This is a genomic window from Sinorhizobium psoraleae (assembly GCF_013283645.1).
Classification (GTDB): Bacteria; Pseudomonadota; Alphaproteobacteria; order Rhizobiales; family Rhizobiaceae; genus Sinorhizobium; species Sinorhizobium psoraleae.
This window is the reverse complement of the sequence record NZ_JABEKV010000005.1, coordinates 217,703-242,381: the sequence shown is the minus strand read 5'-3', so window position 1 is coordinate 242,381 and position 24,679 is coordinate 217,703. Positions and strand designations below refer to the sequence as shown.

Genomic DNA, 24,679 nt, shown 5'->3' with positions numbered 1-24,679 from the left:
ACCATACTCTACCCACGATGTTTCATCCCTTTGGACGGGCGATATGACGAAGCGCCACACAAATTTGGCGAGGCGTATCCGGCGGATAATGACATCCGACCGCAACATCGATTTCCTCCGATCTCTGCCCGTGTTCCAAGTCCAGCCGCTGCCACTGAAGTTCGTCGATCTCCTGCAACAGTTGAATGATGAGGAAAATAACGCTGGGGAGGCAGGGAAAACAAAACCGCCTTCAGGAACCGATTGAGAGGGTCCGCGTTTAATACCGTCGCATCCCTTGTGCGACTCTAGCACGGAGCGGTGTCTCGCCCCCCGCAGAACGCCGCTCCCGCTTCATTGGCGCGAACCGATCGCGAATAACCGGCGACGTCAGCGGCAAGAGGCTTCGAGGCGGCGTTGTGCTCTGGCTTCGGCCACCCGTCCCGCCATTCAGGGATGCAGCAGGGTCCGTGCCGCGGTAAGGGTTTCATCGACGGAAGGAAATTTCCCCACTCCAGTCAAGCCCTCGGCAGCGCACTCGATATTGGTCCAGCGGACGATGCCGTCACGGTCGATCAAGAACTGACCCTTCAACTGAGGCCATTGTCGTTCCATGTCGGCGTGATCGGTTTCGCTTTCCGTGTACCCATCGAGCTTTGTCAAGGCTATCCATGGCAACCTCACTATCGATAGGGATCAAGTATCGATAGTAATGGATTCGAGTCGCAAATCGCCTAAGCTCGCCCCAAATCACAGCCGACCGGAGCGATTCCGCGCGCAAACGTGAGCCGGTCCTACGCCATCCAGGCGCTTGCGCCCACGCCGGAACGAGGTAGAATATAGATAATTAGGAACCAAGGAACCAGAAATGGCGCTCAGCATTAAAGATCTAGAGACGGAACGCCTCGCAAAGGCACTGGCCGAGAAAACCGGTGAAACCATTACCATGGCGACCCGCCGGGCACTGGAGGAACGGCTGCGGCGCCTCGCAAACGCGGGAAATCGCGATGTTCTCCTCGAGGAGCTTGCCGCTAGCCGCAGACGCTGGGCGAAGCTGCCGGTGCTCGATAGCCGCTCCGCCGACGAGATTTTGGGGTACGACGAAAACGGGCTCCCCAACTGATGGTCATCGACACCTCCGCCATCGTCGCGATCGCCTTCAACGAGCCGGAAGCAGAAACCTACGAACAAAAAGTCGTCGACGCTCCACGGCGCTTCATCTCCGCCGCGACAGTCCTTGAACTCGCCATCGTCATCGAGGCGCGCCTTGGCGAGGCAGGTGCCGCGGAGCTCGATCTGTGGCTTTACAAGGCGGGTGTCGAAATCGTTGCCGTCGACGCGGAACAGATCGCGGTGGCAAGGCGAGCCTGGCGCAGCTACGGCAAAGGCCGACATCCGGCAGGTCTGAACTATGGGGACTGTTTCTCCTATGCGTTGGCCAGGGCGCGCAACGAACCGCTGCTCTTTAAAGGTGATGATTTCGCGCGCACGGACATCGAGGCGGCATGAGATTGCATCCGTTGCACCCCCAGAAGCCGCCGCAAGCATTTCAGTTGGCAGCATGGTTGGCGGTCAGAGCTCGGCATTGAGATGATCGAGGCCCGGCTCCATTTCCGACTGCTCGACCGCGGCAAGATCGGCGTCGCTGAGCTCCGCGATCGCCTCGAAGCGACGGTCGCGCCGCGACAGCCTAAGATAGTCCTCGTAAGCGATGAGCACAGTGCGTGGCCGGCCATTCTTGGTGATGATCACCGGCTCGCGCGCGGCGGCATCCTGGTAGGCCCCGAAATTCTTGGAAACCGCCGCGGCGGTCGCGGTCGAGGTCATTTTCATGCTCCTTTTCCGGGATGATCGGAGACTGTGTTCCGTGGTCAACAAACATAGAGTGGCGGGTTCAGACAGCCAAGCGTTGCACCGCCGTGCCGAAGAGCTCGACGCGCTCGACGCCATCCTGCCCTTCGACCGCCGCGACCAGCTCGCCGTACTTCTGACCGACGACGAGTCCCTGAAGGCGACAAAGCTAGGCGCTTGAGTGCTCTTGCCGGGCGAGCGGACGAGCATTGCAACATCTGCAATCAATGACTAAATTGCAATCAATGATGAACGGAGGCGCCTGCGATGGCTAGCATGACGATCCGCAATCTCGATGACAGTCTCAAGCAGCGGCTCAGGCTGCGCGCCGCCGCACACGGACGGTCAATGGAAGCCGAGGCCCGCGATATCCTGCGCGTGGCGCTGTCGACGAGTGAACGGCAACCGGACAATCTCACCGCCGCCATTCGCGCCCGCATCGCACCGACCGGCGGCATCACGCTCGAAACCCCCGCACGGGAGGCGATCCGCGAAGCGCCGGACTTCTCCGCGTGATCATCCTCGACACCAACGTGCTATCGGAATTGCTGACACCGTCGCCGTCCGCGGCTGTCGAGGCATGGCTCGCCGAGCGGCCGCCGACGTCGGTGTTCACCACAACCGTCACCGAAGCCGAGATCCTTTATGGACTGCGGCTTCTACCGGATGGACGCCGCCGGCGCGACCTCGAGGCGGCGATCGTCCCGATCTTTCGCGAGGATCTTGCCGGGCGCATTTTGCCATTCGACAGCGAAGCTGCAGACGCCTATGCCACGCTGGCCGTGGAGCGGCGCAAAGCCGGCCGCCCTATCAGCCAGTTCGACGCACAGATTGCCGCGATCGCCCGTTCCCGCGGCGCGGCATTGGCGACGCGCAATGTCGCGGATTTCGAAGGTGCCGGCGTTGCCATCATCAATCCTTGGGACCACCAGCTCTCGTGATGTCGAGATGCCGATCGAAGGGAACGAACGGTTGCGCCGGGCGGTTCGTCGGATGGTGCGCGAAAAGCTCGCGGAACCGGAACTGCTTACCCGTTCGCCGCGCCGGCCGCCCGAGGATCAGCTGATGAGGCTCGTTGCCGGAATTGCGATCGCCGATCCTGATCTGTCGTTGCGCGACATTGCCGTCCAATTGGACCAGATGCATGAGCGGCCGCCACGTGGCGGCCGGAAGTGGCAGCCGTCTTCCGTTAGGGCGCTGCTGGACGAAGCGCGCCGCCTCGGGCTGGTTCGCTCTTGAGCGCCTGCTTCATAAGGCTCAGGGCTCGATTTGGATGCCGCAAACGAGGTGTCCACCCCCGTAATCGTCGCAGCAACGAACACTTGGGGGAAATCATGAAGCCTTGCCTCCTTCCAGCTCTGGCCTCCGCCGGCAGCTTGTTTGTCGTCAATCATGCGCTGGCGGCAGACATCTATTCGCCGATGACGCCGGAGATTCAGGAGAGGACCACCGACACCGGCTGGACGTTTTCCTTCGCACCCTATTTCTGGGCAACGGGACTGTCGGGAGACGTCGCGCAGTTCGGATTGCCGGAGACTCATGTCGATGCGAGCTTCAGCGACATCTTCGACCATCTCGAGTTCGGCGCGATGGCGATCGGGGAGGCGCGGTACGCACCGTACAGCATTTTCGCCGATGTGATGTATTCTAAGATCTCGGGCCAAAGCGGTACGCCCAGGGGCATCCTTGCCGACGATGTCGAACTCTCGTCCGAGATCTTTGCCGGCCTGCTCGGAGCCGGATACGCGATCTACGAAGACAACGCCGCGCGCCTCGATATCGCGGCCGGCCTGCGCGTCTGGTCCGTCGAAAGCGAGCTCTCCTTCAGCAGCGGTCTCCTCGACGGGGTTTCCAGAACGGATGACGCGACCTGGGTAGACGGCTTGGCCGGTTTTCGCGGTACCTACTCGCTCACCCCTGAAATCTATTTGACCGGATGGGGCCTCCTGGCGGCCATTGTCCGACACGCAGTGGGAGTTCAAGCTCCGCGACAACTTCCGCTTTCATGACGGTTCGGAGTTCACTGCGGATGACGTCGCCTACACGATCGAGCGCATCCGGAACTTCCTCAATCTGCCAAGCGGCGGCTTTCGCTCCTATGTGAGCGGCATCAAATCGGTCTCGGCACCCGATCCCCTTACCGTCCTCATCGAGACGAATGGCGCGATCTCCAATCTGCCCCTCTCTTTCTCCTCCATTTTTGTGATGCATCGGCCCTCGGAGGTGTTTCAGACGACCGAGCGACCGTCGCCAGCCCGCACGCGCGAAGCGGGAACGGTACGAGGGGCGCCCCTGCGCCCCTTCCCCAAGCTTACGCCCGGCGCCTCAAGAGATCGCGGATTTCGGACAGCAACAGGATGTCCTGCGGCGGCGGTGCGGCAGGTGCCGGTGCTTTCTCCTTCTCGATCGACGCACGCACGCGGTTTACGGCCTTGACCATGAGGAAGATGATCCAGGCGAGGATCAGGAAGTTGATGAGCACGGTGATGAAGTTACCGTAAGCGGAGACCGCGCCCTGCTCCCGTGCCGCTGGATTATCCTGCGGCGTGACGATTTTCATCGGCTGGCAGCTGCCCAACGAGGCCGCCGTCTCTGTGTTAAGCGCAAGCCGACGTTAAGCGAATATGACTTTCGTCATGATTGATCGTGACCTTCGTCAGCTGCCTCGATCCGCGATGCGTGGCGCCAAATGAAGGATCCACCTTATGACGCGCCCATAACCTTCTGCCGGAAGACAGGCCGCCTGCCTTCGCCTTCGTATTCGCGCGTTGCAAATCGTTTTGCAAAACGATTTGCAAAACGATTTGTAATCGTCTATGCAATGAAACCATGACAACGATTGCCAAAGTCGCGAAACGAGCGGGCGTATCTCTGACCACGGTCTCTCATGTGTTGAATCATGCAGACCGCGTGTCGGCCGAAATGCGTCGGAGAGTGGAAGCGGCAATAGCCGAGTTAGGTTACGTGCCGAACCCCCAGGCACAGAGCCTGCGCACGGGGCGGACCAACCTGGTGGCAATGCTGATCCCGGATATCCGCAACCCGTTCTATCCGGAACTCGTAAAAGCGGCGCAATCGGATCTCGAGGCGACGGGGCTGGATCTTCTCATCTTCAACACCGACGTTCCCGGCGGTCACTCGCAGGAACATAGCCAGCAATATCTGAGACACATACGCAACCGCCGGATTGACGGGTTGATCGTCGGCGATTTTGCCCTGCATGGCATGCACGACACATTGATCGGCATAGACGTTCCCACCGTCTTCATCGGCGATCTGCCAAATGCAGCCGTCGACAGCGTCAAGATCGACGATTTCGGCGGCGGCTATCAGATGGGCGCTTATCTCGCCAGGAAAGGCCACAAGCGCATCGCCCATGTCACAGGCCCGTCCTTCTTTGCCGAGGCCATGGCAAGGGCGGCGGGTTTCGAACAGGGACTGCGCGACCACGGCGTGGAACCGCTCGCCGAGTTGCGGCGCGAAGGCACCTATCTTAGCCCGTCGGGCCAGGAAGCCGTAGACTGGTTGCTGGCGACACAAGGCGATCGCCTGCCTTCAGTCATTTTTTTCGGCAATTATCTCATGGCGACTGGAGCGATCGCTGAATTCCATGATCGCGGCGTCCGCATTCCCGACGACGTTGCGATTGCCGTTTTCGGTGATCAGCCACAGCTCGAATATGTGCGGCCGCGGATCGCGCGTGTCGGCAACACCCCTTCGCTGCTCGCCCACCGAGCAACCGCCATGCTGCTCGAACGGCTGTCGGGCGAGTATTCCGGGCCGCCTCGCTCCGAGGTGATCCCCTGCATCCTTCACGCCTTCGATACGGCGTAAGACGAAGCCGCCCCCGGAGAGGAGCCGGGGGTGTTTACCAGCAAAACCGGGAGGAAGTAATGAGTGACAAAGAGAAGGTTTTTCCGAGACTGACGCGCCGCGGCCTGCTTAAGGGCGGTGCGGCGGTAGCCGGCGGCGTCGTCGGCCTCGGTGGATTTCCCTACATCAACCGTCTGGCGGTGCGGGCACAGGAAACGCCGCTGAAATTCTGGCAGTTCTACGCACCCGGCGGACCGGTGGCGAGCCAGGTCGAATGGTTCGAGAAGACGGTCGCGGATTGGAACGACAGCCATCCGCAGAAGATCGAACTCGAGTTCATTCCGAACTCCGAGTATATCAGCGGCCCGAAACTGGCCACCGCCTTTGCCTCCGGCGAAGGGCCCGACATCTTCATCATTTCGCCGGGTGACTTCCTGCGCTACTACAATGGCGGCGTCCTCAAGGATCTGACGCCCTTCATCGACGAGGCGGCCAAGGCGGACTTTCCCGAAAGCGTCATCGCCAACCGCATGGTGGACGGCAAGATCTTCGGCATCCCGATGGAAGTCGAGCCGATGGCCATGTACTATTCCGTCAAGGCCTTCGAGGAGGCCGGCCTCAACGAGAACGACGTTCCCAAGACATGGGAGGAGTTGCTGGAGGTCGCCAAGAAGCTCACGACTCCCGAGCGCTTCGGGGTGATGTTCGAGACCCAGCCCGGATATTACCAGAACTTCACTTGGTATCCCTTCCTCTGGCAGGGCGGCGGCGAATTCCAGACGGCGGACGGCAAGAGCAGCTTCGATTCACCGGCAACGGTGCAAGCGCTCAAATTCTGGCAGGATGCGATCAACAGTGGCGCGGCGCCCAGACAGATCATGGGTGCGGGCGGACATGACACCATCGCCAATCTTGCATCCGGCTATGTGGCCATGCAGAACGTCGGCATCTGGGGCATTTCACAGCTTCAGAGCAATGCCAAGGATTTCCCATATGGCGTCTTCCGGCTGCCGACGCCGCCGAACGGCAAATATGTGACCGTGGGTGGCGGATGGGCATTCGTCGCCAATGCCAAGGGCCGCAACTCCGACGCGGCGGGCGAATTCTGCGCCTGGGCCCTCGCCTCCATGAATCAGGGCTCTGTCGACCGGGTCGCCACCTGGTGCACCAAGGGCAAATCCGACATGCCGCCGCGCAACAGCGCGCTGAAGGCTGGCGGCGGGGCCTTCTCGACAGGTATGATCGGCAAATTCGCCGAAGAGATCCATCCCGGAACCCGTGCGGAGCCACGCGTTCCACCGGAGGTCTACAAGATCATCTCCGATGCGATCCAGCAGACCCAGTTGGGCGGCGCCGATCCGCAAGCCACGGCGACGGCCGCCTCTCAGCAGCTCGACGCGTTTCTTTCGAGCTATCAAGGCGCACCGATCCTTTGACGGCCAAACCGCGGCCGCACATGATGCGGCCGCCTCAGCAAGCTGGACATGACGTCATGACAACGATTGCCGAAACGGCTGCGCGGCGCAGGCACGCCGGCCGAACCCGCCTTTCCGCCAAGCATCGCGAGTGGATCGCGGGCTACCTCTTCGTGTTGCCGGATGCATTGGGATTGCTCGTCTTTCTCGGGGTGCCGATGGCATTATCGCTCGTGCTCAGCGTCTTCGAGGTAAACGGTTTCGGCGGTTATTCCTTCGTCGGCGTAAAGAATTACCTCCGCATGTGGAACGATCCGCTGTTCTGGAAGGGAGCGAGGGTCACCGCTCTCTACGCCATCATGCTGGTCCCGCTGCTCTATGTGTGCGGGCTGGGCCTTGCCCTTCTCGTGCAGCGCACCGACCGCTTCAACGCCATCATGCGTTCGATGTTCTTTGCACCGCACATGGTCAGTCTCGTGGTCGTCGCGCTCGTTTGGCAATTCATGGTGGTCGACAAGATCGGCGTGATCAGCAGGCTGACCGCCGCGCTCGACATGGGCGGCTTCTCTTTCCTCGGCGATCCCAACTTCGCGCTCATCACCATCGTCCTGGTCAGCGTCTGGTTCCTGATGGGGTTCTACATGCTGATCTTCCTGGGCGGTCTGCAGGACATTCCCCGGCAATATTACGAAGCGGCGATGATCGACGGGGCCGGCCCTGTCGCCCGCTTCTGGTTCATTACGCTGCCGCTTCTCAAACCCACGAGCTTTTTCGTGGTCATGGTGTCCATGGTTGCGGCCGTCGCGGGCGCACAGGCCTTCGACATCATCTACGTCATGACCAAGGGCGGGCCTGCCAACGCCACGTCGGTGCTGATCGTCTACATCTATCAGCAGGCTTTCGGTTTCGGCGCCTTCGGCTACGCAGCTGCCATGGCCTCCATCCTGGTCGTGGCGCTCATGCTCGTGACGGCAGTGTTCTTTGCTCTGACCCGCGGAGGACGTTTTAATCATGAGCAGTAAGCGCCCCCTGCCCTATTTCTCCCGCTCGCAGGTCACGCTGGTCCGAGGTCTGTGGATGGTGGTGACGGCTATCCTCGCTTTCATGACGCTCTTTCCGCTCCTCTGGATGGTGTCGATCGCCTTCAAGCCGGCGGCGGAGTCGTTCTCTTCGAACCTCATCCCGCAGGCGCCGACGCTCGACAATTTCATCTATGTGCTGACCGGCGTTCCGTTCATCCGCTACATGGTCAACAGCTTCCTCGTGTCGGCCACGGTCACGATCGTGGCGCTGTTCTTCCACACCATGGCCGGCTATGCGCTGGCGCGACTGAGATTTCCCGGCCGCGAGGTACTGTTTCTGTCGATCTTCTCGACATTCCTCGTCTCGCTGCCGGTGATCATCGTACCGCTCTTCGTCATCGTAAAAGCGATGGGCATGCTCAACTCATACGTGGGACTGATCATCCCGGCGATTTTCAATGCCTTCGGCATCTTCCTTCTAAGACAGTACTATCTGTCGCTGCCGAAAGAGATCGAGGAGGCGGCGCGCATAGACGGCGCGGGTTACTGGCGCATCTACTGGAGCGTCATCCTCCCGCTCAGCCGCCCCATCATGTCGGCGCTAGCGATCCTGTTCTTCCTGGCCAACTGGAATTCCTTCCTGTGGCCGCTCACGATCACCTCGGACCCCAATCTCTGGGTCGTCCAGCTCGGCATTGCGAATTTCAAGAGCCAGTATTCCGCGTCTTGGAACTACATGATGGCCGCTTCCACTATCGTCGCCATCCCGACCCTCATCCTCTTCGTGATCTTCCAGAGGCAGATCATGGATTCCCTTAAGACCAGCGGCCTCAAGTGAGCTGCGAGCGATTTACACAGGAGCAATTCGAATGACCAATGCCGGCCTCTCGCCCCTTCGCGGTCTCGCGAAGCTGCGCAACGCGAAAACGCGCCGCTTCTCCAGCCATGACCGCACCGGTGGCAACGACGACAGGCTGCACATCGAACCCGGCACCACGGCGGTGATCGGCGAACACGAAGGCGCCGGCATCGTCACCCATATCTGGGCGACGCTCGCATGCGAGAGCGAGGATTTCCTCCGCAAGATCGTTCTCAGGGCCTACTGGGACGGGGAGACGGAGCCGAGCATCGAGGCGCCTATCGGCGACCTCTTCGGCATGGGCCACGCCCGCACCGCCAACTATGCCAGCCTGCCGATGCAGGCGAGCCCGGAGGACGGCAAGGCCTTCAACTGCTACTTCCCGATGCCCTTCGGCTCGCACATGAAGTTCACTGTCACCAACGAGGCGGAACACGACCTCCTCTTCTACTACTATATCGACCTCGAGCTTCACGACGTCCTCGAGGAGGACATGGGCCGTTTCCACGCACACTACCGCCAGGCACGGCCGGCAGGTATGAGCGAAGCCGGGCTGACCAACGAACAGTTCCTGTTCGGCGGCGAGAACGTCGACGGTCGGCAGAATTACACGATCCTCGAAGCCGAAGGGCGCGGCCATTACGTTGGCGTACTCTACAGCGTCTATTCGCGGCGCCGGTCCGAAGTCTGGGATTGGTACGGCGAAGGCGACGACATGATCTTCATCGACGGCGAGCAGGGGTTGTCGGTGCCGGATACGGTTCGCAAGCCCGACCCGCGCATCGGTCCGAAAGCGGCGTTGATCGAACCGCGGCCAGAATCTGAACCAGGCGCCAATGATGCCTGGCCGCCGACCCTGCACGGCACGGGCACGGAAGACTATTTCAACACCGCCTGGTGCCCGACCCAGGACTATAGCGCGCCCTACCACGGCATCATCGCGGCCGGCGGCCCCAACTGGACCGAGCCGGTCACGCTCTACCGCTGGCACATCGAAGACCCCGCTATCTTCCAGAAGAGCATTCGGGTGACGATCGAACATGGTCACGCCAACCGCCGCGCCGACGATATCTCCTCCGTCGCCTTCTGGTACCAGGCGGAGCCGCATAAGCCCTTCGGCAAGTTCCCGGATGTCGCGGACCGGGTGCCGACCTATCGCCGCCCATTCCACAACATGGAAGCGGCAATGAAGAAAGCGAGAGGCTGAAATGGCCAGCGTCGAAATCAGGAATGTGGTCAAGCGCTATGGTGCGCTGGAAGTCGTCCATGGTGTCTCGGCAGAGATCGCCGACGGCGAGTTCGTGGCGTTGGTTGGCCCCTCGGGCTGCGGCAAGTCCACCCTTCTGCGCATGATCGCGGGTCTTGAGGAAATCTCCGACGGAGCGGTCGTGATCGGAGGAGATATCGTCAACGAGGTCGCTCCGAAGGACCGCAACATATCGATGGTCTTCCAGAACTATGCGCTCTACCCGCATATGACTGTTGCCGAGAACATGGCCTTTGCACTTCGCCTCGCCCGGCTCCCGAAGGACGAGCAGAAGAAGAAGGTAGGCGAAGCGGCTACCATGCTTGGCCTGGAGGGTCTGCTCGAACGTTACCCCGGCCAGCTCTCGGGCGGCCAGCGCCAGCGCGTCGCCATGGGTCGGGCCATCGTCCGCCGCCCGGAAGTCTTCCTGTTCGACGAACCCCTGTCAAATCTCGACGCAAAGCTCAGGGTGCAGATGCGTGCCGAGATTAAAGGTCTGCACCAGCGCCTGCGCACCACCAGCATCTACGTGACGCATGACCAGATCGAAGCCATGACGATGGCCGACCGCATCGTCGTGATGCGCGACGGCAATGTCGAGCAGATAGGGACGCCGCTCGAGCTTTTCGATCATCCCCGCAATCTCTTCGTGGCGAGCTTCATCGGCAGTCCTTCGATGAACTTCATCAAAGGCGAGGTCGTCGACGGCACATTCCGAGCTCCAGGCGGCATCGTCATTCCCGCCGCCAATCTGGCCCATCGAGGACCGGCGATCGCGGGAATAAGGCCCAACAAGCTGCAAATCGGCGCCGCCGGCCCCGCCGCCAAGGTGTTGATCGTGGAGCCGACCGGCGACGAAACACACCTCCTGGTGGAGCTCGGCGGAGCGCAGCTGGCGATGTTGCTTCGCGAGCGCGTCAGCCTCGCACCCGGCGACCAGATCGGCCTCGCCTTCGCTTCCGCCGATGTCCACTTCTTCGACGGTCAGAGCACCCTGCGGCTAGGCAGCGGCGACGCGACGAAGGGCACCCTGAAGGCGTGAGTCCCTTCCCATTGTCGGGCGGATGCACTGCTTTTGGCGGGTAGGCTGCACCTGATTTGGAGCTGTTTTCGACCGAGAATTGTCGATCGGAAAGACGCGCCATCGGCCGCCAGCGGATGACCCGATCATGCTTGCCCCTAACCCCATCATCGTCCGCGCGCGGCGATCGTCAGACTAATCCAGTGAGTTCCAGAGTCTGATAGCCGGCCAAGAGCGTGATCAGAGATCCGACAAGCCGCAGAAGCATTTTTTCCGGCAATGCCTTGACCATCCATCCCGCCAGCGGTGCGGCCAGAACACCCCCAAGGATCAACCCGGCAACAGACGTTAGATAGGCGCGGGATTCGCCACCTACCTCCCAATGGCCCGTCACGATCGCAGCAAGGAAGCTCACGGAAACCGAAAGCGCGATCAGGAATTCGCTCGCACTGACCGTGCCGATAACAAATCGCGGCTGTCCACCGGCGCCAAGAAGCCCTGTGGTCGCGACCGGCCCCCAGCCCCCACCGCCCGCCGCGTCGAGAAACCCGGCAGCCGCACCGAGGGGCGCCACGATTCCTAGTCTCACAGGGTTTGTGGGGATGCGATGAAAGGAGCGGTAGAGAAGCCAACTCCCGATTGTCGCGAGATAGGCTGTGACGAATGGCTTGACCTGATCGCCTTCAAACGAGGTGAGCACGAAGGCACCGACCATGCCACCGCCTACTCCAAACGGAATCAGTCGCCAAAACAGTTTCCAATCGATGTTGCGGTGATAGAGATGGGCCGATCCGGAAGCCGCGGTGGTGAACAGTTCCGCCGCGTGAGCTGAAGCAGACGCCTGCGCCGGTGGCACTCCGAAAGTCAGCAGCACCGTCGACGAGATCACGCCATAGGCCATGCCAAGCGCGCCATCGACTGCCTGGGCCAGGAACCCGACGACTGCGAACAATAGGAAGTCCTCCACTCAAGCCTCCGTGCTGAATCACTGGGCCATGGCGCGTTCAAAGCCTGACGAGCGTATAAGACACGGAAGGCTCTATGTTCGACCAAGTTTCAGTCGTGATGCTCTCGGCCATCATGGAAACGGCCGCGCGTCCTGCTTGTTCCCCGGTGGGGAATATCCGCTAGCTAGGTGTACTCATAGTGCGAGCGCCCATCGCATATGGTCAACGAAGGCTCGCAGCTCGGCATCACTCGCACACGGCTCGGATATTAGAAAAATACACCGGGTCAACAGAAACATCGTCGAGACACCGGCTGATGCTGTCCAGGACGTTAGCTCCCCCCTCGCCTGCATCGACCGTTCTTCATTGTGCCCTCGAGTTTTCGCTGCTCAGTTTGACATTTCACGGTTCGCCCTCTCGTGGGCCGCGGTCAGTAATCTCGGCGCACGGAACCCTTGGAGTTGCGGTTGTCTGGGACGCATTGGAAGAGACAAGCGTCAGAGGCACCAAGCGGAGGCGGATTTTTTCCGCCTCCGCTGGTCAGCCCGTGAGAAGGAGACGACCTTCAGGCCCGCCGTCTCGATAACAGACCACCTCACTCGCTCACGCCTGAGCCTCACTTCTTTGGGAGAGCGTCAAACGCTTGCAGGCGATCTCGCACGGCGGGATTCTCAATAGGCGTCGGGCTGGGAACCAGTATTCTCGATGATACGGACCGGGCGCACCCGTCCGCTGTGGTTGAGAATCGCCGCCAGACACTCGCTCGACTCATCGCCCCAGCCCGTTGCAGGCGAGATCGACCGTCGACGTCGGCGCACTGCGCCGAACTTTTTCGGTACTCTGCGGTATGGCGGTATCCGAAATAGGCGCGGCCGGCAGCTTTCACGGTAACTTGAATGAGTCAAATGCGCGGTGACGCCACCATCAGACTGCCGCCCGAACGGTAACGGCAGCGACACTATTGCGGTCCTCTGACAGTGACATGCTGGCGCTCAAGGGCGTTTTTGCTTCGGCCCTTTCCCGCGTGAAGGACTTCCTGTTCGTGTCGGCATTGCCTGTCCCGAGCCATTTTGGGGTTGGTCAACTCCGCCTAACGCTGCACAATGCCGCGATCCGAAAACGCCGACAGGCCGATCTCGGTCGATCACGGCATTGGAGGCTCGCAATGCGCCAGACTTGGCTCGACGTCGCCAAGGGGGTGGGCATCGTTTTCGTCGTTCTCGCCCACGTCCTCTTCCACAGCGAATGGCAATGGGCACCTGCGATTTATTTCGCGATCTCCCTCTTCTTCATGCCGTTCTTCTTCGTCATCTCCGGCTATCTCTTCACGGTGTCCGACCGAAAGGTCCTGCTTTCGAAGCGGGTGCGCGGGCTGCTCATCCCGTACGTTGCCTTTCTCGGCCTCGTCATCACCGGAGTGCTTTTCGTCGACGTCCTTCGAGGCGAAATACCGGCGCCCTGGCAAATCAGGGAACTCATGACGAACGCTATCCTGGGCGGAAGATACCTGACCGGCGAGCTCGGCGTCTTCTGGTTCGTCACCTGTCTCTTCGCGACGCAGATTCTCTATAACGAAGTCGCGCTCAGAACCGCCGGGCCGACCGACCTTGCGATGCTGATCTTCGTCGCCGGCTGCGTCGTCCTTGCCTATGTGATCCAGTCCTATTGGCCGGAGGTTCGCTCTCCTCTCGCCCTGACCAACGTCCCGCTTGCCATAGGCGCCTTCTGGTTTGGACATGTCCTGCGAGAGCGCAGTTTCCCCGCGAGTGCGATTGCCGTGGCCGCGATTGCCGTGTTCGGCATTTCAATCGCGTTGGCTTCGGCGGGCGTCGACTTTGCGGTGACGATGAAAAACACCAAGTTCGGTCCACCGATCCTCGGTCTGCTGCTCGCCTTGGCCATCTCGGTCACCGTGCTCAACCTCATTCAACTGGTCACTGCGCGAAACACTCCGGTCGCCCCAGTTGCCGAGCTCGGCAAGGCTTCCCTCGTCATCATGTTCGGTCACCAGTTCGTTCACTTCACGCTGCGCGATTCAGGCGTGACCTCCGAGTTGACTCTCATCGCCCTGTCCGTCGGGCTGCCTTACGTCGTCTATCGCCTCCTCAAGTCGTCGACGATTCTTTCGCCATGGTTCCTGGGTCATGGCTCGCTGTCGATCAGCGTCGATCGCATGAGGCGAAGCCTCGCCGGTCGCGCGAGATGATCCATTAAGCATCCTTCGGTTGCGCACGCTGGCCCGGGGCGCAACTCTGAGGTAGAATTTTCTTGATTTTTGACCCGTCGCGAGAGACATTGTGCATTGCACAGGATTGGCGACGGCCCGCTGGGACCGTGGTGATAAAGCCGTGGTCGCACCTATCGAGCGGTGTCCATTGGTCGTCAACGAAGCAAGTCAGATGACGTGAACCCGGCCAGGGAACGAACCAGAATGCTTCAGGACATGCCTGTTTACAAAAAGCTGATCGCCATCGGTATCATCGCACTGGCATTTGTCGGGGTCTTCGACGCGCTCGCCAACCTGCCCGTTGTTTCGGGCTGCACATTCTACGGCGAATGCTCCTTGGGCGATGTCGCCGAGCCGCCCACAGATCTTGGCAGTGACCCGGTGAAACAATGAAGGAAGCGGCGAAACCGGCGCTCATCGTCTACGACGGCGATTGCATCTTCTGCCAAAGCTATGTTCGATTCATGCGCTTGCGCGAGACTGTGGGCGCGGTCGAGTTGGTCGACGCCCGTTCCGGCGATCCGCGCGTGGCGACCTTCCAGCGTCAGGGCTACGACCTGAATGAAGGAATGCTCTTCGTCTTCGACGATCGCGTCTACCATGGCGACGAGGCCGTCAACCTTTTGGCGATACTCAGTTCCTCTTCGTCGCTATTCGGCTGGTTCAACCGCGCAGTTCTTTCCAACAGGACGGCCGCGCGGCTCATCTATCCCATGCTCAAATTCGGGCGCCGCGTCACGCTGCGTATGCGCGGCCGACCGCTGCTTCCAACGGATCTTGATCGGTCGCCGGATGCCAGCAACGGTTGGTGATCGCGTTCAGGAATTGGGTTGAACCAGAGCACTTCTGTCCATGTCGCCAAGGGCAGACGGCATAGACAGAAAATGACGTAGACCGCGCTGGATGAGCGCGTCGAATGTGGTGCGCTTTCAATGCGTGCAAACCTTCGGCCGGGAGAAATCCACCAGCTTGAAGATCAGCAGTTTGCGTTCAAGTATGTTCGGCATTTCAGCGGCGAGACTTGCTGCTGTTGCCCGTGTCACCGTGGCACCCTCCTGCACATAGGTCACCCAGGCTTGCGGATTCCATCGCAACTGCCGCTTCAGGTCGTGCAGGATGTGAAAATTGCCGGCCTGCGATTGGCGCACCCAGTGCGGATCGGAAGCCTCGACGACTTTCACGACTTCGTTCTGGTAATTGAAAAGATATGGCGGCTTGGAAAAGAGCAGATGGTTGGTCTGCCCGGCCTCGGTATGCAGGTTGCTGAACATGTTGATCGAGCTTTCGGTCTTCAGCCCGACATAGGGCGACAGACAGGAAATGAAGAACAAGGCCGGCACCGCGTAGATCCAGGCCGGCTGGCGGGGCGGGGAAACGTTCTCGCAAGGCAGATTCCAAAGCGCCACATAGGTGAGCACCACCATCGCGGCACCGCCAGCGACCGCCCAGACCAGGACCCATATGGAATGGACGATCATGTCGAAGGAGCGTTCCGGGAAGGCAAGGGTCAAAATCATGACGACGGCGCCCGCCGTCAGCAGCAATGAGACGCCAGGGATGAGCGTCCCGATCCGTCCGAAGTTTTCACGCAGTGCATTGGCGACGCCGAGCGAGATACCATAGAGCATCTTGCTGGCGGGCGTCGGGATGCTCAGCACGTAGAGTGCAAAAACCAGGCTGGAGAAATCCATGTACCATGAATAGGCGGAGATCGGGATGATGTAGTGGAAGATCAGCGCAAGGATGAAGCCGACGGCGAAATAGCGTTTCCAATAGAGCGATACGATGGCGATCGCTTCGATAACAAAGGTGGAGTAAATCGCGAGATATCGGCCGAACAAGTTATCCTCAAGTCCGAACGGGCGCGCGAGCGGCACATAGAGTCCCACAGCGCAACTGACGGCAGGATCGAGAAAGTCGGTGTTGATCTTATGAAAGATGCCGTAGAAGTACATGATCGCGAGCAGAGCACGCGCGACGACCCGGATCTGGTCGTAAAGGGCCACGCGGTCTATGGATCCGCGACGGCCCGCCTTCACGTAGAGCACGGCGGCACTGAGCAGGATGGCACCGTTCATGACGGTAGCGATCGTCTTGTTGTTTGAGGCGACAGGCAGCCGAAGGGCGTATAGCGCCAGCGAGAGCGCGACCAGCGCCAACAGAAACCCGGTGCGCCGTGGGTAGAGGAGAAGCAACAGACTGAACAGAACGACGGCCCAGCTCAGGGCCATATAGGCAGATCCTTTGTATCCGATGAGGCCGTGGGTATCGCCGGCGATGCTGAAAATCGCGGCCAGCGCCCAGAAGGGCGTGAATGCGGTCAGGCCGTCATAGGTGTAAGCCAACTCTTTGACACGGGGGGGATTACTCTGGCCGAAATTCCAGAAAGGTATCGCGCTTACCGTCATCATGAATTCCAGTTCAAATGACTGTTAATCGTCCTCGGGGAACAAGCTTCGGCGTAATGCCTTGAATCGAAAGCCAAGGACAGAACAATGCGCAGTTTCGAGGTGTTACAGCGACATTTTCAGAATCTGAATGAATGCGCGGCGCTGTAGTATTTAATAAACTCCTTCGCGTCGTCCCCGACCTTAACTCTTCGCGACGTTTGTGCGACCCAGGAGTGCATTGCCGCCTGAGTTCAGTCGCGGGCATGTCACGGCCGACCAATTTCGGCCACGCGCAGAAGTTTAATATCAGCAACTTGTTTTAAATGGGGAATTCTGCCCGTAGACGATCGTCGGCCCGCATCCCGAGGCGTCGAAATGTCGCCTGCGCGGCTTTGAGAGCGGCCCATTCCCTGGCCGCGTCAGGGTCGCGGCGGCCATCTGAGCGTGTAACGCAAGATGCCCGCCGCCTCATTACGGACCTGAGGGCGGAAATCGCCCCTTCCCGTTGCGTGGCGAAAGATATCTCGATATTCCAGGGTGCTCGTAGACCGAAACCGGTATGAGGGTAAGGATTTGAAAGCCAGTGCGTTCGATCCACCCGAAGGTACGCTCCGCAAGTCCGTGGGGCGCGGCGCCATTGCGACGGGACTGGCTCAGGCCGTCAAGATTTCGACCCAGATCCTTTCGGTCATTGTCCTTTCCCGCCTCCTCTCGCCACAGGATTTCGGCATCGTGGCGATGTGCGCACCGGTCTTGGCTTTTATCGCGCTTTTCCAGGATTTCGGCCTTACCCAGGCGACCGTGCAAAAGAGCGCCATTACGCATGATGAGGTAAATTACCTCTTCTGGGTCAATGTCGTCGTCAGTGTTACGCTCGCCTGCCTGATGCTCGGGGCAGCGCCGCTGATCGCCGCCTTTTACCGCGAGCCTCGGGTCGGTCCGCTTATCTCCGCGATGGCCTTGCAGATCGTGGCTTACGGTCTCGGAGCCCAGCACCTCGCCCTTATCAACCGCCGCATGGCCTTCCGCCGGCTCGCGCTCATCGAAATCGCCAGCGCGATTGCCGGCTTCTGCGCTGCCGTCGCCTGGACGATCATCGATCGATCCTACTGGGCTCTTTACGCCGGCACGCTCACGAGTGCGGTTCTCCCGACGCTTTGCTATTGGGCGAATTCGCGATGGCGGCCAGGCACCCCGCGCAAGGTGGAAGGCGTCGGCGACTTGCTCAACTTCGGCGCCGGGATCACCGGCTTCAACTTCGCCAATTTCTTCGCCCGCAATCTCGACAATATCCTGATCGGCAAGTACTTGGGCGAAGCGCAGCTGGGGCTCTACGATCGGGCCTACAAGCTTCTGCTGTTTCCCTTAAGTCAAATCGCCAATCCGCTTTCGAAAGTCATGGTGCCGGCGCTCTCACGGCTGACCGGCGAGCCTGACCGATACCGCAGCGCCTATCTTCGGGTGATGCCGCTGATGCTGATCGTTACGCTCCCGGGCGTTGCGGCCGCCGTGGCGATAGCCGATGTGCTCATTCCGTTCGCGCTCGGGCAACAGTGGCGGGAGAGCGCCGATATTTTCCGGGCGCTCGGTTTTGCCGGCCTGCTGCAGCCTCTCAACAATCCGGCGGGCTGGCTGTTCATCAGCCAGGGCCGATCGGGAGATTTCATGCGCTGGGGCATCGTCACGGCAACGACGTCGGCTTTGGCGTTCGTCATCGGGCTGCCGCATGGCGCGTTGGGGGTCGCGATCGTTTACGCGGCAAGCGAATATTTGCGGACACCCTTCCTCTGGATCTATGTCGGCAAGAAAGGTCCCCTGAAAGTCGGCGACATGATCCGCGCCGCAAGCCCCTTCGTGCTGGGATCACACATGGCATTGGCGGTCGTATGGCTCATGAGACCAGTTCTGCCGGACCACGCGGTCCTCGCGATCCTGGGTGCCGCATTTCTCTCCTACACGATCACTGTTGCGATCGCACTTCTCTTTCCTTTCGGCCGCACCTCGCTGCGGGAGGCTGTTAATCTTGCGAGAGCCGCCAAGCCGACTGGAAGGGGACAAACCAGGCCCTGAATGCGGTGCATGGCACCCAAGTGTGCGCAGCGGTCTTGGGACGATGACTTGCTTGAAAACAAAGGCGTAAAAGCGCATCGCGCGATTGCGTTGAAGTGCGATGCGATGACTTGCCGTACTTCGGCCAGCCGCTCATTGCCAGATCAGGCCGGCCTTTTTCACTTGGCTTTTCAACGCCTCGTAACCTCTTTCGCCCAACATCACTCGCGCGGCTGCCTTCAACATCGCATGCCTTCCCTCAGCGGTCTTGGCCTCCTTCAGCCGCTCGCGCACCAGTGCTGAAGCCGGTGTGATCATCTCTTGCGTCTCCAGGCAGAGCACCGGTTTTCCCGAGAGCTTTGCAATGTTAACGGCTTGGTCGTGTTCGCTTTCGATGAACAGGATGGCGTCAGAACGCCGGTAGATGTCCGCCTTGAAGCGGCCATGGGCGGCCAAGCGTTGCCGCTCTTTCTTGCTCGGCAGGTCGAGCATGACGAGTTCGCCATATTGAATGCCCCGCCGCGCGAGCCAGGCCTCCGTCTGGGGCCGGTACTTTTCCAGCCGGCTGGTCACCAGAGAGGCGATCTTGCGCGTCGGCACATGAAGGGGGCACGCTTCCGCGAGAAAACGCAGATAGGCAGGGCCATCGTCGTTTTCGTCGTTCGTCGGGTCGAGACATAAGACACCGTCGATGTCGACGCAGCTCTGCTCAAGAAACTTGTGATGCATGAGGTTCCACTGGAACAGGCGCGGCTGTGGCACGACCTCGAAGACGAGATCGGCCTCCTCGTAACGCTCGTAGGTGCCGTATACGGCAGCAAATATCACCTTGTCGCGGGCTATACCCGCCGTTGCCACCTTGGTCCTGGCTTCCCTCATCGCGCTGCCACCATTGATGCTGTCGTCAAGAACCAGGACACGGCGCATCTCATCGAATGGGCGTTCCAAGAGGGTTGACCGTTTCGTGATCCCGCAGGAGAAGACCTTTCCGGCCATGAAGCTGTCGAGATCGGTCATTTGAATGTTTGCCGTCAGGCTCACGAGGTTGGCGGCCAATATCCCGCTCCGCGGGATGCCGACGACCAGATCGATGTCACCCGGCAAACGGTGAAGGTTCTTGGCTATGGTGGCACTCATATCGGCAATCGATCGATACTGCATTTGATTTGCCCTCACTAGGGGCGCTGCTGCGCCGAGGCTAAACCGACTCGAAATTTGCAAACGGGTTCACGCAGTGCTGGCTCCCGGAATAGGTAATCGGATCGTCGCGCCCGCTCCGCCAGGCGTAATTTGTGAGCAGATGAAAATCGGCCAGCAACAGCCGTTCGAACCGCTCCAGCCGCATCAAGGCGTTGCCGGGCAGGAGCGGGCGCGCCATGTCTCCCAAATACAGCCTTTCAAGAAGTGTCGCTGCGTCCGCCAGTTTCCCGGTCGGGAAATCCCATGGATTGCGCTTCTGGAATTCCAGGATGAATGCGCGCAGGTGATCGTCCGACATGTTCAGATCACCGAGATATCTTGCGAGCGTGGCCCGCACCAGGTCCGCGTCGGACAACGAGCGCGCGGCGGCGTAGCCGAGACCTGTCGACGCAAGCGCGCCGGCTGCCAGGGCAAGCACCGTTCGTCTCGAAATACTCTTCATTCTCCCCTCCTTCAGCCAATTCGACTGGCGGCTCGCAGCGAGAGCGCTGCCGCGGTCAGGCTGGGATTGGCGCAGGAGCAAGTGGGAAAGGTGCTCGTGCCGACAACCAGCAGGTTTCGGAAGTCGTGATGGACGAGGTCGCGATCGACGACGGACTCGCTTGCGTACTTGCCCATGCGAAGCGTGCCCTGAACATGCGATTCGGTCCCCCGCAGCCCGTGAACGATGATCTTTTCCACGGGCAACGGGCCGAGCAGTTCGGGTAGCTTTTCGCGAGCTCGTGCCATGCCTTGCACTGCATAATCGGCCGGTCCCTTGTAGTTGACAAAGGCGTTGTCGTTTTCGTCGAGGCTGACAAAATTCTCCGAATCCAAGAGGTCTTCGGCGACGATCACCAAGGGCAGCGTCTGCCGCAGGCGCCCCTTCTCCGGCCGCAAGCCGTGCTGCCAACGATTTTCGAAATAGACGAGCGCCGCGGCCTGCTCCGACCTGTGCTCTCCGTCATAGAGGCCGTAATTCAGTCCCGTCGTTATTGTGCTGCCATCGAAATTGTCGATGCCGTCAAGATAGGCTTCGAAGTTCCAGCCGTAGGACTCATGAAGACCGCGCCCCACGAATTCGCCATCGAGACCGGATCTGAGCATGATGGCCGCACTCTGGATTCCGTTGGCTCCGAGGACGAACAGGTCGCCGGTGACGACATGCTCCTTACCGTCATGGCGGAATGTCAGCCCGCTGATCGCGCCGGCGGCGTGGTCCAGCCGGCGGACCTCCGCGCCGAGGCAAACGGACACGTCCGGGTGTTCGAACACATGCATCAGGCCGTTGTTTGCGGTGAATTTAGCATCCGCGGGACAGAGCCAGCATCGAAGCGATGCGCAGCATGCCGGACGCTGTTCCGTCGCCACCCGCGCCCGTGCCGTCGGCATGACGAAATGCCGATCGGGCTGCGCCGTTTTCATCATGCGGTCGGGCGTCGACATGCGATGCGGCGGCTGCGGGAAAGGCATCGAACGCGGCATGAGCGCGTCCATATCCGGATCTCCCGAGATGGACATCACTGTTTCCGCCTGGCAGTAGAAAGGCTCGAGATCATCGTAGCTGATCGGCCAATCCTGGCCGATCCCATAGAGGCTCTTCAGCCTGAAGTCATTCGGGTGGAACCGGGGCGTTTGCGCAAACCAGCAGTTCGTTCCGCCCCCGAGACCGATCGTGTAGTTCCACGGCTTTGTCGAATTGCTCCTGTAGGTCTGCTCATCCTTGAGGTCGGTATTGGCCCCATGTTCAAGTTGCCACGCATGCGAGTTGTGGCGGCCCCATTCGAGCAGGAGGACCCGAGCTTTGCGGCTTTTCAAAAAGCCATGAAGAAAAAAGGCTGAGCCAAAGCCTGAGCCGATCACGACGACATCGAAATGCTCTCCAGCTACCTGTTCGGGGCGGAGGTCCAGGACCATTCGCTAGCCTTTTAAACAGAGTGGATGGGGACGCGGCCTCAACGACTGCTGCATAGCCCTGCCCGTCAGGTCGATCGCCGGCAAGCGGCCGACGCACCCGGACGTCGCGCGGCAAGCCTGGCATTTGGCGAGGCTATCGCGTCGGGCAATTCGCGGATGGGTTTGAAAGGCCGGCTCGCCGTCTGCAAATCTGCCAAGGCAGGCAACCAGCAGGAATAATGGGCTGATGAAGATGAGCCCCAATGCAGCGGCCCCAATGTCGAACCCGCGCTTCACGTGTCCGCCGAGAAGGACCACGCTAACCCGTTCACAAGTCCGGCGGTTCGACGAGGCCAAACCTCTCATTTTTCACAACCTCAGCGGTGGTGAACCGAACTACAAACCTTAACAAAATACGACCGCATGGCAACATGCACGGGAAGGTTTTCTGGAATCGTGAGGCTTATGTCTGCGCGAACTCTTGTTTCCCAGGCCCTCCTTCCTTTCGAGAAAAAGGCTTTTGCGCAGGGCAGCAACATCGTTGTCGACGCGCATCATCTCGCCTTGACCCCCGGCATCGAGGCGGGTGGAATATCGATGAGTTGCCTATCCTCGATGCGAGGCACGGCTGAAGTCGACCCGAAGCGGCCGCAGCAGATCGTGGGACAGCCCAAGCCGGAGCCTGGTGCTGTGAAGGAATGGAACCTGCACCTTTGCGCGTCTGACAAGATGCGCAGCGCTGCCGGTCGCAGTCCTGGTCCTGAACTCATATAGCGCGGCGGAGACTGGTCATTTTGGGGCGCGCAAACCTTCGAGTAGGACGCGGAAGCCGCCCACCGCCTTCTTGGACGTTTCCGCTGGATTATCGGAATTGGCGATCCATTGCGCTGCTCCGCTGCTCGCTGCGATAATGAGCCTGGCACCTGCCTCGGGATCGATGTCTACAATAAAACCTTCGGCCTTCAGGGCGCTGATAGTCCGCGCGACCGCGGCGATGCAGCCATTGGCGTTGGGCCACATCGACGGATCGCCGAGAACGGCAGGGCCGTCGCGAAACATGATGCGCTGGATCTCCGGTTCGAGGGCCATCTCGACATAGGCCACGTTCTCCGCGACGAAGCCTTGCCACCGCGTCGGCGCGTCGGCTGACACCTTGTTCAATCGCGCCGTCATTTCCGCGTCTATCTCCTGGATTACCGCCTGAAGCAGGCCCTTCTTGTCTCCGAAATGGTGATAGAGCGCACCGCGTGTCAGACCGGCTTCGGCGGTGAAATCATCCATTGACGAGTCCGCGTATCCGATCGTTCCGAATGCCCGGCGCGCCGCTCCAATCAGCTTGGCACGGGTTTCGGCAATCATTTCCTTGCGTGGCCTGACCATAAATGTCCTTTTCGGATACGATGCGTATATTTTTTACATACGCGGCGTATTCTAATTGACATACGCGCCGTATGCAATTACCTGTTTGCATACGCCACGTATGTAAGTGGCGCGCCTTAGAGGAGCGTCGCATGTCAAATCCATACAGAAAAATATTCGCCGCGCCGGGCGCCAAAGGCTTTTCGGCCGCGGGCTTCTTCGCACGACTGCCGATCGCGATGGCCCCGATCGGGATCGTCGCAATGCTCTCTCAAACCCATGGCGAGTATTGGCTCGCAGGGGCCGTCTCGGCCACTTTCGCTCTCGCCAACGCGCTTGTCTCACCGCAGATATCGAGGCTTGTCGATCGCTTTGGTCAGGCGGCCGTCGTCACGCCGACCACGATCATTTCCGCCCTGTCATTCCTCGCACTTATTTTGGCAGCAAACCAGAAATGGCCGGAGTGGACCATGTTCATCGCCGCGTTCCTCGCCGCGAGCATGCCGAGCATACCGGCCATGGTACGTGCTCGCTGGACGGAGCTTTTCCGTAACCGGCCGGAGCTGAACACCGCCTTCGCATTCGAATCTGCCGCTGACGAGCTCGTCTACATTGCGGGAGCATCGCTCTCGGTAGGGTTGGCGGTCGCGCTTTTTCCTGAGGCCGGTATGCTGATCAGCACGCTCTTCCTTGCCTTGGGAACTGCAGCCTTCCTTCTGCAACGTTCGACTGAACCAAAAGTGCGGATTGCGCAGGGCCAGACTGCACAGGGCTCGGCAATCGGTCGGCGCCCCGTACAGATCATCACGCTGGCGCTTGTATTTGTCGGCTCGATCTTCGCCACGGCCGAAGTAAGCGCGGTGGCGATCACCAAGGAGCTTGGCCAACCGAGTGCAGCAAGTCTGGTGATCGGCGTCTATGCAGTCGGCTCCTTCGTGGTCGGGCTCATCCTTGGCGCTTTCAACCCCAAAATGCCGCTGCACCGCCAGTTGCTCATCGCAGTCAGTGTGCTTGCCGTCACGTCTTTGCCGCTTCTTGCGGCGGGCATATCCGTACCGTCGCTCGCTCTCGCCGTATTCCTCAGCGGCATTGCGATCTCGCCAACCTTCATCACCGCCTTTGGATTGATCGAGCGCCGCGTGCCGGACTCGATGCTGACCGAGGGTGTCACCTGGGTGATGACTGGCATCGGAATCGGGATGGCGCTCGGCGCATTCGTGTCCGGATGGGTGGTGGACAATTTTGGTGCGCAGAACGGCTTCTGGGTATCAGTGGCGGCCGGCGCGGCGACCGTGGCGACGGTAGCCTTGGGGCAGCCCAGTCTAGCTGCAGAGAGAGCGGAGCATGTTAGCGACGAGCTCCCGCAGCCGGCGGAGTAGGCCAGCAGTGATCGGCAGGGGCCGCCGTTTGCAACTGCGCTGTTTTT

At 60.3% G+C, this 24,679-nt stretch carries 26 protein-coding genes and 3 pseudogenes; 20 read left to right on the top strand and 9 right to left on the bottom strand.

Features of this window, described 5'->3' with window-relative positions:
* The first annotated feature begins 43 nt into the window (after positions 1 to 43).
* Positions 44 to 247 carry a hypothetical protein gene (locus ILFOPFJJ_RS26675; RefSeq protein ID WP_173513570.1) on the top strand — a complete coding sequence of 68 codons (204 nt, stop codon included), beginning with the start codon at positions 44 to 46 and terminating at the stop codon, positions 245 to 247.
* Positions 248 to 429: 182 nt separating this feature from the next.
* Here ILFOPFJJ_RS26675 and ILFOPFJJ_RS26670 read toward each other — a convergent pair whose 3' ends face one another.
* Positions 430 to 642, bottom strand: a complete 213-nt coding sequence (locus ILFOPFJJ_RS26670) for a hypothetical protein (RefSeq protein ID WP_246299794.1) — start codon at positions 640 to 642, stop codon at positions 430 to 432.
* Positions 643 to 847: 205 nt separating this feature from the next.
* Between ILFOPFJJ_RS26670 and ILFOPFJJ_RS26665 the strand changes: the two genes are divergently transcribed.
* Positions 848 to 1,102, top strand: coding sequence for a type II toxin-antitoxin system VapB family antitoxin (locus ILFOPFJJ_RS26665; RefSeq protein ID WP_173513569.1), 255 nt, complete (start codon positions 848 to 850; stop codon positions 1,100 to 1,102).
* Positions 1,102 to 1,488 carry a type II toxin-antitoxin system VapC family toxin gene (locus ILFOPFJJ_RS26660; RefSeq protein ID WP_173513568.1) on the top strand — a complete coding sequence of 129 codons (387 nt, stop codon included), beginning with the start codon at positions 1,102 to 1,104 and terminating at the stop codon, positions 1,486 to 1,488. The genes ILFOPFJJ_RS26665 and ILFOPFJJ_RS26660 overlap by 1 nt, the downstream gene beginning before the upstream one ends.
* Positions 1,489 to 1,551: 63 nt before the next feature.
* Here the strand turns inward: ILFOPFJJ_RS26660 and ILFOPFJJ_RS26655 are convergent, their stop codons facing one another.
* Positions 1,552 to 1,806: a type II toxin-antitoxin system Phd/YefM family antitoxin gene (locus tag ILFOPFJJ_RS26655; RefSeq protein ID WP_173513608.1), complete on the bottom strand. Its 255-nt coding sequence runs from the start codon at positions 1,804 to 1,806 to the stop codon at positions 1,552 to 1,554.
* A gap of 40 nt (positions 1,807 to 1,846) precedes the next feature.
* On the opposite strand from ILFOPFJJ_RS26655, the gene ILFOPFJJ_RS26650 reads away from it, so the two are divergent.
* The 6 genes and pseudogenes from ILFOPFJJ_RS26650 to ILFOPFJJ_RS26625 form a co-directional block, all read left to right on the top strand.
* Entirely contained in the window at positions 1,847 to 2,011 is a 165-nt protein-coding gene (locus tag ILFOPFJJ_RS26650; protein WP_173513567.1) for a hypothetical protein, read from the top strand.
* Between the two features lie 86 nt (positions 2,012 to 2,097).
* Positions 2,098 to 2,346 (top strand): FitA-like ribbon-helix-helix domain-containing protein, encoded by a 249-nt coding sequence (locus tag ILFOPFJJ_RS26645; protein ID WP_173513566.1) that lies wholly within the window; start codon positions 2,098 to 2,100, stop codon positions 2,344 to 2,346.
* A complete protein-coding gene (locus tag ILFOPFJJ_RS26640; protein WP_173513565.1) occupies positions 2,343 to 2,771 on the top strand; it encodes a type II toxin-antitoxin system VapC family toxin in 429 nt (142 codons plus the stop codon). The genes ILFOPFJJ_RS26645 and ILFOPFJJ_RS26640 overlap by 4 nt, the downstream gene beginning before the upstream one ends.
* Before the next feature lie 25 nt (positions 2,772 to 2,796).
* A pseudogene (locus ILFOPFJJ_RS26635) lies at positions 2,797 to 3,069 on the top strand (recombinase family protein); the annotation flags it as partial.
* Positions 3,070 to 3,164: 95 nt separating this feature from the next.
* The gene (locus ILFOPFJJ_RS26630; RefSeq protein ID WP_246299793.1) at positions 3,165 to 3,839 is read left to right on the top strand and encodes a hypothetical protein; all 675 of its coding nucleotides are present in this window, start codon (positions 3,165 to 3,167) and stop codon (positions 3,837 to 3,839) included.
* A pseudogene (locus ILFOPFJJ_RS26625) lies at positions 3,775 to 4,071 on the top strand (ABC transporter substrate-binding protein); the annotation flags it as partial. The gene ILFOPFJJ_RS26630 and the pseudogene ILFOPFJJ_RS26625, both read left to right, overlap by 65 nt.
* A 70-nt stretch (positions 4,072 to 4,141) precedes the next feature.
* Here the strand turns inward: ILFOPFJJ_RS26625 and ILFOPFJJ_RS26620 are convergent.
* Positions 4,142 to 4,381: pseudogene (locus ILFOPFJJ_RS26620) on the bottom strand (MscL family protein); the annotation flags it as partial.
* 278 nt (positions 4,382 to 4,659) lie between these two features.
* Here ILFOPFJJ_RS26620 and ILFOPFJJ_RS26615 point away from each other — a divergent pair.
* From ILFOPFJJ_RS26615 to ILFOPFJJ_RS26590, 6 genes are read left to right on the top strand one after another with little or no spacing between them, the layout of a single operon-like run.
* Positions 4,660 to 5,664, top strand: a complete 1,005-nt coding sequence (locus tag ILFOPFJJ_RS26615) for a LacI family DNA-binding transcriptional regulator (protein ID WP_173513564.1) — start codon at positions 4,660 to 4,662, stop codon at positions 5,662 to 5,664.
* Positions 5,665 to 5,723: 59 nt separating this feature from the next.
* Complete coding sequence (locus tag ILFOPFJJ_RS26610) at positions 5,724 to 7,079, top strand: ABC transporter substrate-binding protein (protein WP_173513563.1); 1,356 nt, start codon at positions 5,724 to 5,726, stop codon at positions 7,077 to 7,079.
* Positions 7,080 to 7,135: 56 nt separating this feature from the next.
* The gene (locus tag ILFOPFJJ_RS26605) at positions 7,136 to 8,080 is read left to right on the top strand and encodes a carbohydrate ABC transporter permease (RefSeq protein ID WP_173513562.1); all 945 of its coding nucleotides are present in this window, start codon (positions 7,136 to 7,138) and stop codon (positions 8,078 to 8,080) included.
* A complete protein-coding gene (locus ILFOPFJJ_RS26600; RefSeq protein ID WP_173513561.1) occupies positions 8,070 to 8,918 on the top strand; it encodes a carbohydrate ABC transporter permease in 849 nt (282 codons plus the stop codon). Before ILFOPFJJ_RS26605 ends, ILFOPFJJ_RS26600 begins: the two co-directional genes overlap by 11 nt.
* Before the next feature lie 31 nt (positions 8,919 to 8,949).
* Positions 8,950 to 10,146 (top strand): glycoside hydrolase family 172 protein, encoded by a 1,197-nt coding sequence (locus ILFOPFJJ_RS26595; protein ID WP_173513560.1) that lies wholly within the window; start codon positions 8,950 to 8,952, stop codon positions 10,144 to 10,146.
* Between the two features lies 1 nt (position 10,147).
* The gene (locus ILFOPFJJ_RS26590; protein ID WP_173513559.1) at positions 10,148 to 11,227 is read left to right on the top strand and encodes an ABC transporter ATP-binding protein; all 1,080 of its coding nucleotides are present in this window, start codon (positions 10,148 to 10,150) and stop codon (positions 11,225 to 11,227) included.
* A 169-nt stretch (positions 11,228 to 11,396) separates the two neighbouring features.
* Here the strand turns inward: ILFOPFJJ_RS26590 and ILFOPFJJ_RS26585 are convergent, their stop codons facing one another.
* Positions 11,397 to 12,173, bottom strand: a complete 777-nt coding sequence (locus tag ILFOPFJJ_RS26585) for a sulfite exporter TauE/SafE family protein (RefSeq protein ID WP_173513558.1) — start codon at positions 12,171 to 12,173, stop codon at positions 11,397 to 11,399.
* A gap of 1,145 nt (positions 12,174 to 13,318) precedes the next feature.
* Between ILFOPFJJ_RS26585 and ILFOPFJJ_RS26580 the strand changes: the two genes are divergently transcribed.
* From ILFOPFJJ_RS26580 to ILFOPFJJ_RS26570, 3 genes are all read left to right on the top strand, one after another.
* Positions 13,319 to 14,359: an acyltransferase family protein gene (locus tag ILFOPFJJ_RS26580; RefSeq protein ID WP_173513557.1), complete on the top strand. Its 1,041-nt coding sequence runs from the start codon at positions 13,319 to 13,321 to the stop codon at positions 14,357 to 14,359.
* 225 nt (positions 14,360 to 14,584) lie between these two features.
* Positions 14,585 to 14,773 (top strand): hypothetical protein, encoded by a 189-nt coding sequence (locus tag ILFOPFJJ_RS26575; protein ID WP_173513556.1) that lies wholly within the window; start codon positions 14,585 to 14,587, stop codon positions 14,771 to 14,773.
* Complete coding sequence (locus tag ILFOPFJJ_RS26570) at positions 14,770 to 15,192, top strand: DCC1-like thiol-disulfide oxidoreductase family protein (RefSeq protein ID WP_173513555.1); 423 nt, start codon at positions 14,770 to 14,772, stop codon at positions 15,190 to 15,192. Before ILFOPFJJ_RS26575 ends, ILFOPFJJ_RS26570 begins: the two co-directional genes overlap by 4 nt.
* A gap of 117 nt (positions 15,193 to 15,309) precedes the next feature.
* Here ILFOPFJJ_RS26570 and ILFOPFJJ_RS26565 read toward each other — a convergent pair whose 3' ends face one another.
* Positions 15,310 to 16,788 carry a thiol-disulfide oxidoreductase gene (locus ILFOPFJJ_RS26565; RefSeq protein ID WP_173513554.1) on the bottom strand — a complete coding sequence of 493 codons (1,479 nt, stop codon included), beginning with the start codon at positions 16,786 to 16,788 and terminating at the stop codon, positions 15,310 to 15,312.
* A gap of 555 nt (positions 16,789 to 17,343) precedes the next feature.
* On the opposite strand from ILFOPFJJ_RS26565, the gene ILFOPFJJ_RS26560 reads away from it, so the two are divergent.
* Positions 17,344 to 18,840, top strand: coding sequence for a lipopolysaccharide biosynthesis protein (locus ILFOPFJJ_RS26560; protein WP_173513553.1), 1,497 nt, complete (start codon positions 17,344 to 17,346; stop codon positions 18,838 to 18,840).
* 132 nt (positions 18,841 to 18,972) lie between these two features.
* Here ILFOPFJJ_RS26560 and ILFOPFJJ_RS26555 read toward each other — a convergent pair whose 3' ends face one another.
* The 4 genes from ILFOPFJJ_RS26555 to ILFOPFJJ_RS26540 all read right to left on the bottom strand — a co-directional run bounded on the left by ILFOPFJJ_RS26555 (position 18,973) and on the right by ILFOPFJJ_RS26540 (position 23,274).
* Positions 18,973 to 19,980, bottom strand: coding sequence for a phosphoribosyltransferase family protein (locus ILFOPFJJ_RS26555; RefSeq protein ID WP_173513552.1), 1,008 nt, complete (start codon positions 19,978 to 19,980; stop codon positions 18,973 to 18,975).
* Between the two features lie 37 nt (positions 19,981 to 20,017).
* Positions 20,018 to 20,461 (bottom strand): hypothetical protein, encoded by a 444-nt coding sequence (locus ILFOPFJJ_RS26550; RefSeq protein ID WP_173513551.1) that lies wholly within the window; start codon positions 20,459 to 20,461, stop codon positions 20,018 to 20,020.
* An 11-nt stretch (positions 20,462 to 20,472) separates the two neighbouring features.
* Positions 20,473 to 21,915: a GMC oxidoreductase gene (locus ILFOPFJJ_RS26545; protein WP_173513550.1), complete on the bottom strand. Its 1,443-nt coding sequence runs from the start codon at positions 21,913 to 21,915 to the stop codon at positions 20,473 to 20,475.
* Between the two features lie 768 nt (positions 21,916 to 22,683).
* A complete protein-coding gene (locus ILFOPFJJ_RS26540; RefSeq protein WP_173513549.1) occupies positions 22,684 to 23,274 on the bottom strand; it encodes a TetR/AcrR family transcriptional regulator in 591 nt (196 codons plus the stop codon).
* A gap of 131 nt (positions 23,275 to 23,405) precedes the next feature.
* Between ILFOPFJJ_RS26540 and ILFOPFJJ_RS26535 the strand changes: the two genes are divergently transcribed.
* Entirely contained in the window at positions 23,406 to 24,632 is a 1,227-nt protein-coding gene (locus ILFOPFJJ_RS26535) for an MFS transporter (RefSeq protein ID WP_173513548.1), read from the top strand.
* The last annotated feature ends 47 nt before the right edge of the window (positions 24,633 to 24,679 follow it).

Coding starts and splice junctions, on each gene's coding strand:
- ILFOPFJJ_RS26675 (WP_173513570.1), top strand. CDS start 44: ATGACGAAGCGCCACACAAATTTGGCGAGGCGTATCCGGCGGATAATG.
- ILFOPFJJ_RS26590 (WP_173513559.1), top strand. CDS start 10,148: ATGGCCAGCGTCGAAATCAGGAATGTGGTCAAGCGCTATGGTGCGCTG.
- ILFOPFJJ_RS26550 (WP_173513551.1), bottom strand. CDS start 20,461: ATGAAGAGTATTTCGAGACGAACGGTGCTTGCCCTGGCAGCCGGCGCG.
- ILFOPFJJ_RS26655 (WP_173513608.1), bottom strand. CDS start 1,806: ATGACCTCGACCGCGACCGCCGCGGCGGTTTCCAAGAATTTCGGGGCC.
- ILFOPFJJ_RS26610 (WP_173513563.1), top strand. CDS start 5,724: ATGAGTGACAAAGAGAAGGTTTTTCCGAGACTGACGCGCCGCGGCCTG.
- ILFOPFJJ_RS26645 (WP_173513566.1), top strand. CDS start 2,098: ATGGCTAGCATGACGATCCGCAATCTCGATGACAGTCTCAAGCAGCGG.
- ILFOPFJJ_RS26580 (WP_173513557.1), top strand. CDS start 13,319: ATGCGCCAGACTTGGCTCGACGTCGCCAAGGGGGTGGGCATCGTTTTC.
- ILFOPFJJ_RS26615 (WP_173513564.1), top strand. CDS start 4,660: ATGACAACGATTGCCAAAGTCGCGAAACGAGCGGGCGTATCTCTGACC.
- ILFOPFJJ_RS26570 (WP_173513555.1), top strand. CDS start 14,770: ATGAAGGAAGCGGCGAAACCGGCGCTCATCGTCTACGACGGCGATTGC.
- ILFOPFJJ_RS26545 (WP_173513550.1), bottom strand. CDS start 21,915: ATGGTCCTGGACCTCCGCCCCGAACAGGTAGCTGGAGAGCATTTCGAT.
- ILFOPFJJ_RS26540 (WP_173513549.1), bottom strand. CDS start 23,274: ATGGTCAGGCCACGCAAGGAAATGATTGCCGAAACCCGTGCCAAGCTG.
- ILFOPFJJ_RS26535 (WP_173513548.1), top strand. CDS start 23,406: ATGTCAAATCCATACAGAAAAATATTCGCCGCGCCGGGCGCCAAAGGC.
- ILFOPFJJ_RS26665 (WP_173513569.1), top strand. CDS start 848: ATGGCGCTCAGCATTAAAGATCTAGAGACGGAACGCCTCGCAAAGGCA.
- ILFOPFJJ_RS26595 (WP_173513560.1), top strand. CDS start 8,950: ATGACCAATGCCGGCCTCTCGCCCCTTCGCGGTCTCGCGAAGCTGCGC.
- ILFOPFJJ_RS26660 (WP_173513568.1), top strand. CDS start 1,102: ATGGTCATCGACACCTCCGCCATCGTCGCGATCGCCTTCAACGAGCCG.
- ILFOPFJJ_RS26565 (WP_173513554.1), bottom strand. CDS start 16,788: ATGACGGTAAGCGCGATACCTTTCTGGAATTTCGGCCAGAGTAATCCC.
- ILFOPFJJ_RS26630 (WP_246299793.1), top strand. CDS start 3,165: ATGAAGCCTTGCCTCCTTCCAGCTCTGGCCTCCGCCGGCAGCTTGTTT.
- ILFOPFJJ_RS26575 (WP_173513556.1), top strand. CDS start 14,585: ATGCTTCAGGACATGCCTGTTTACAAAAAGCTGATCGCCATCGGTATC.
- ILFOPFJJ_RS26605 (WP_173513562.1), top strand. CDS start 7,136: ATGACAACGATTGCCGAAACGGCTGCGCGGCGCAGGCACGCCGGCCGA.
- ILFOPFJJ_RS26555 (WP_173513552.1), bottom strand. CDS start 19,980: ATGCAGTATCGATCGATTGCCGATATGAGTGCCACCATAGCCAAGAAC.
- ILFOPFJJ_RS26600 (WP_173513561.1), top strand. CDS start 8,070: ATGAGCAGTAAGCGCCCCCTGCCCTATTTCTCCCGCTCGCAGGTCACG.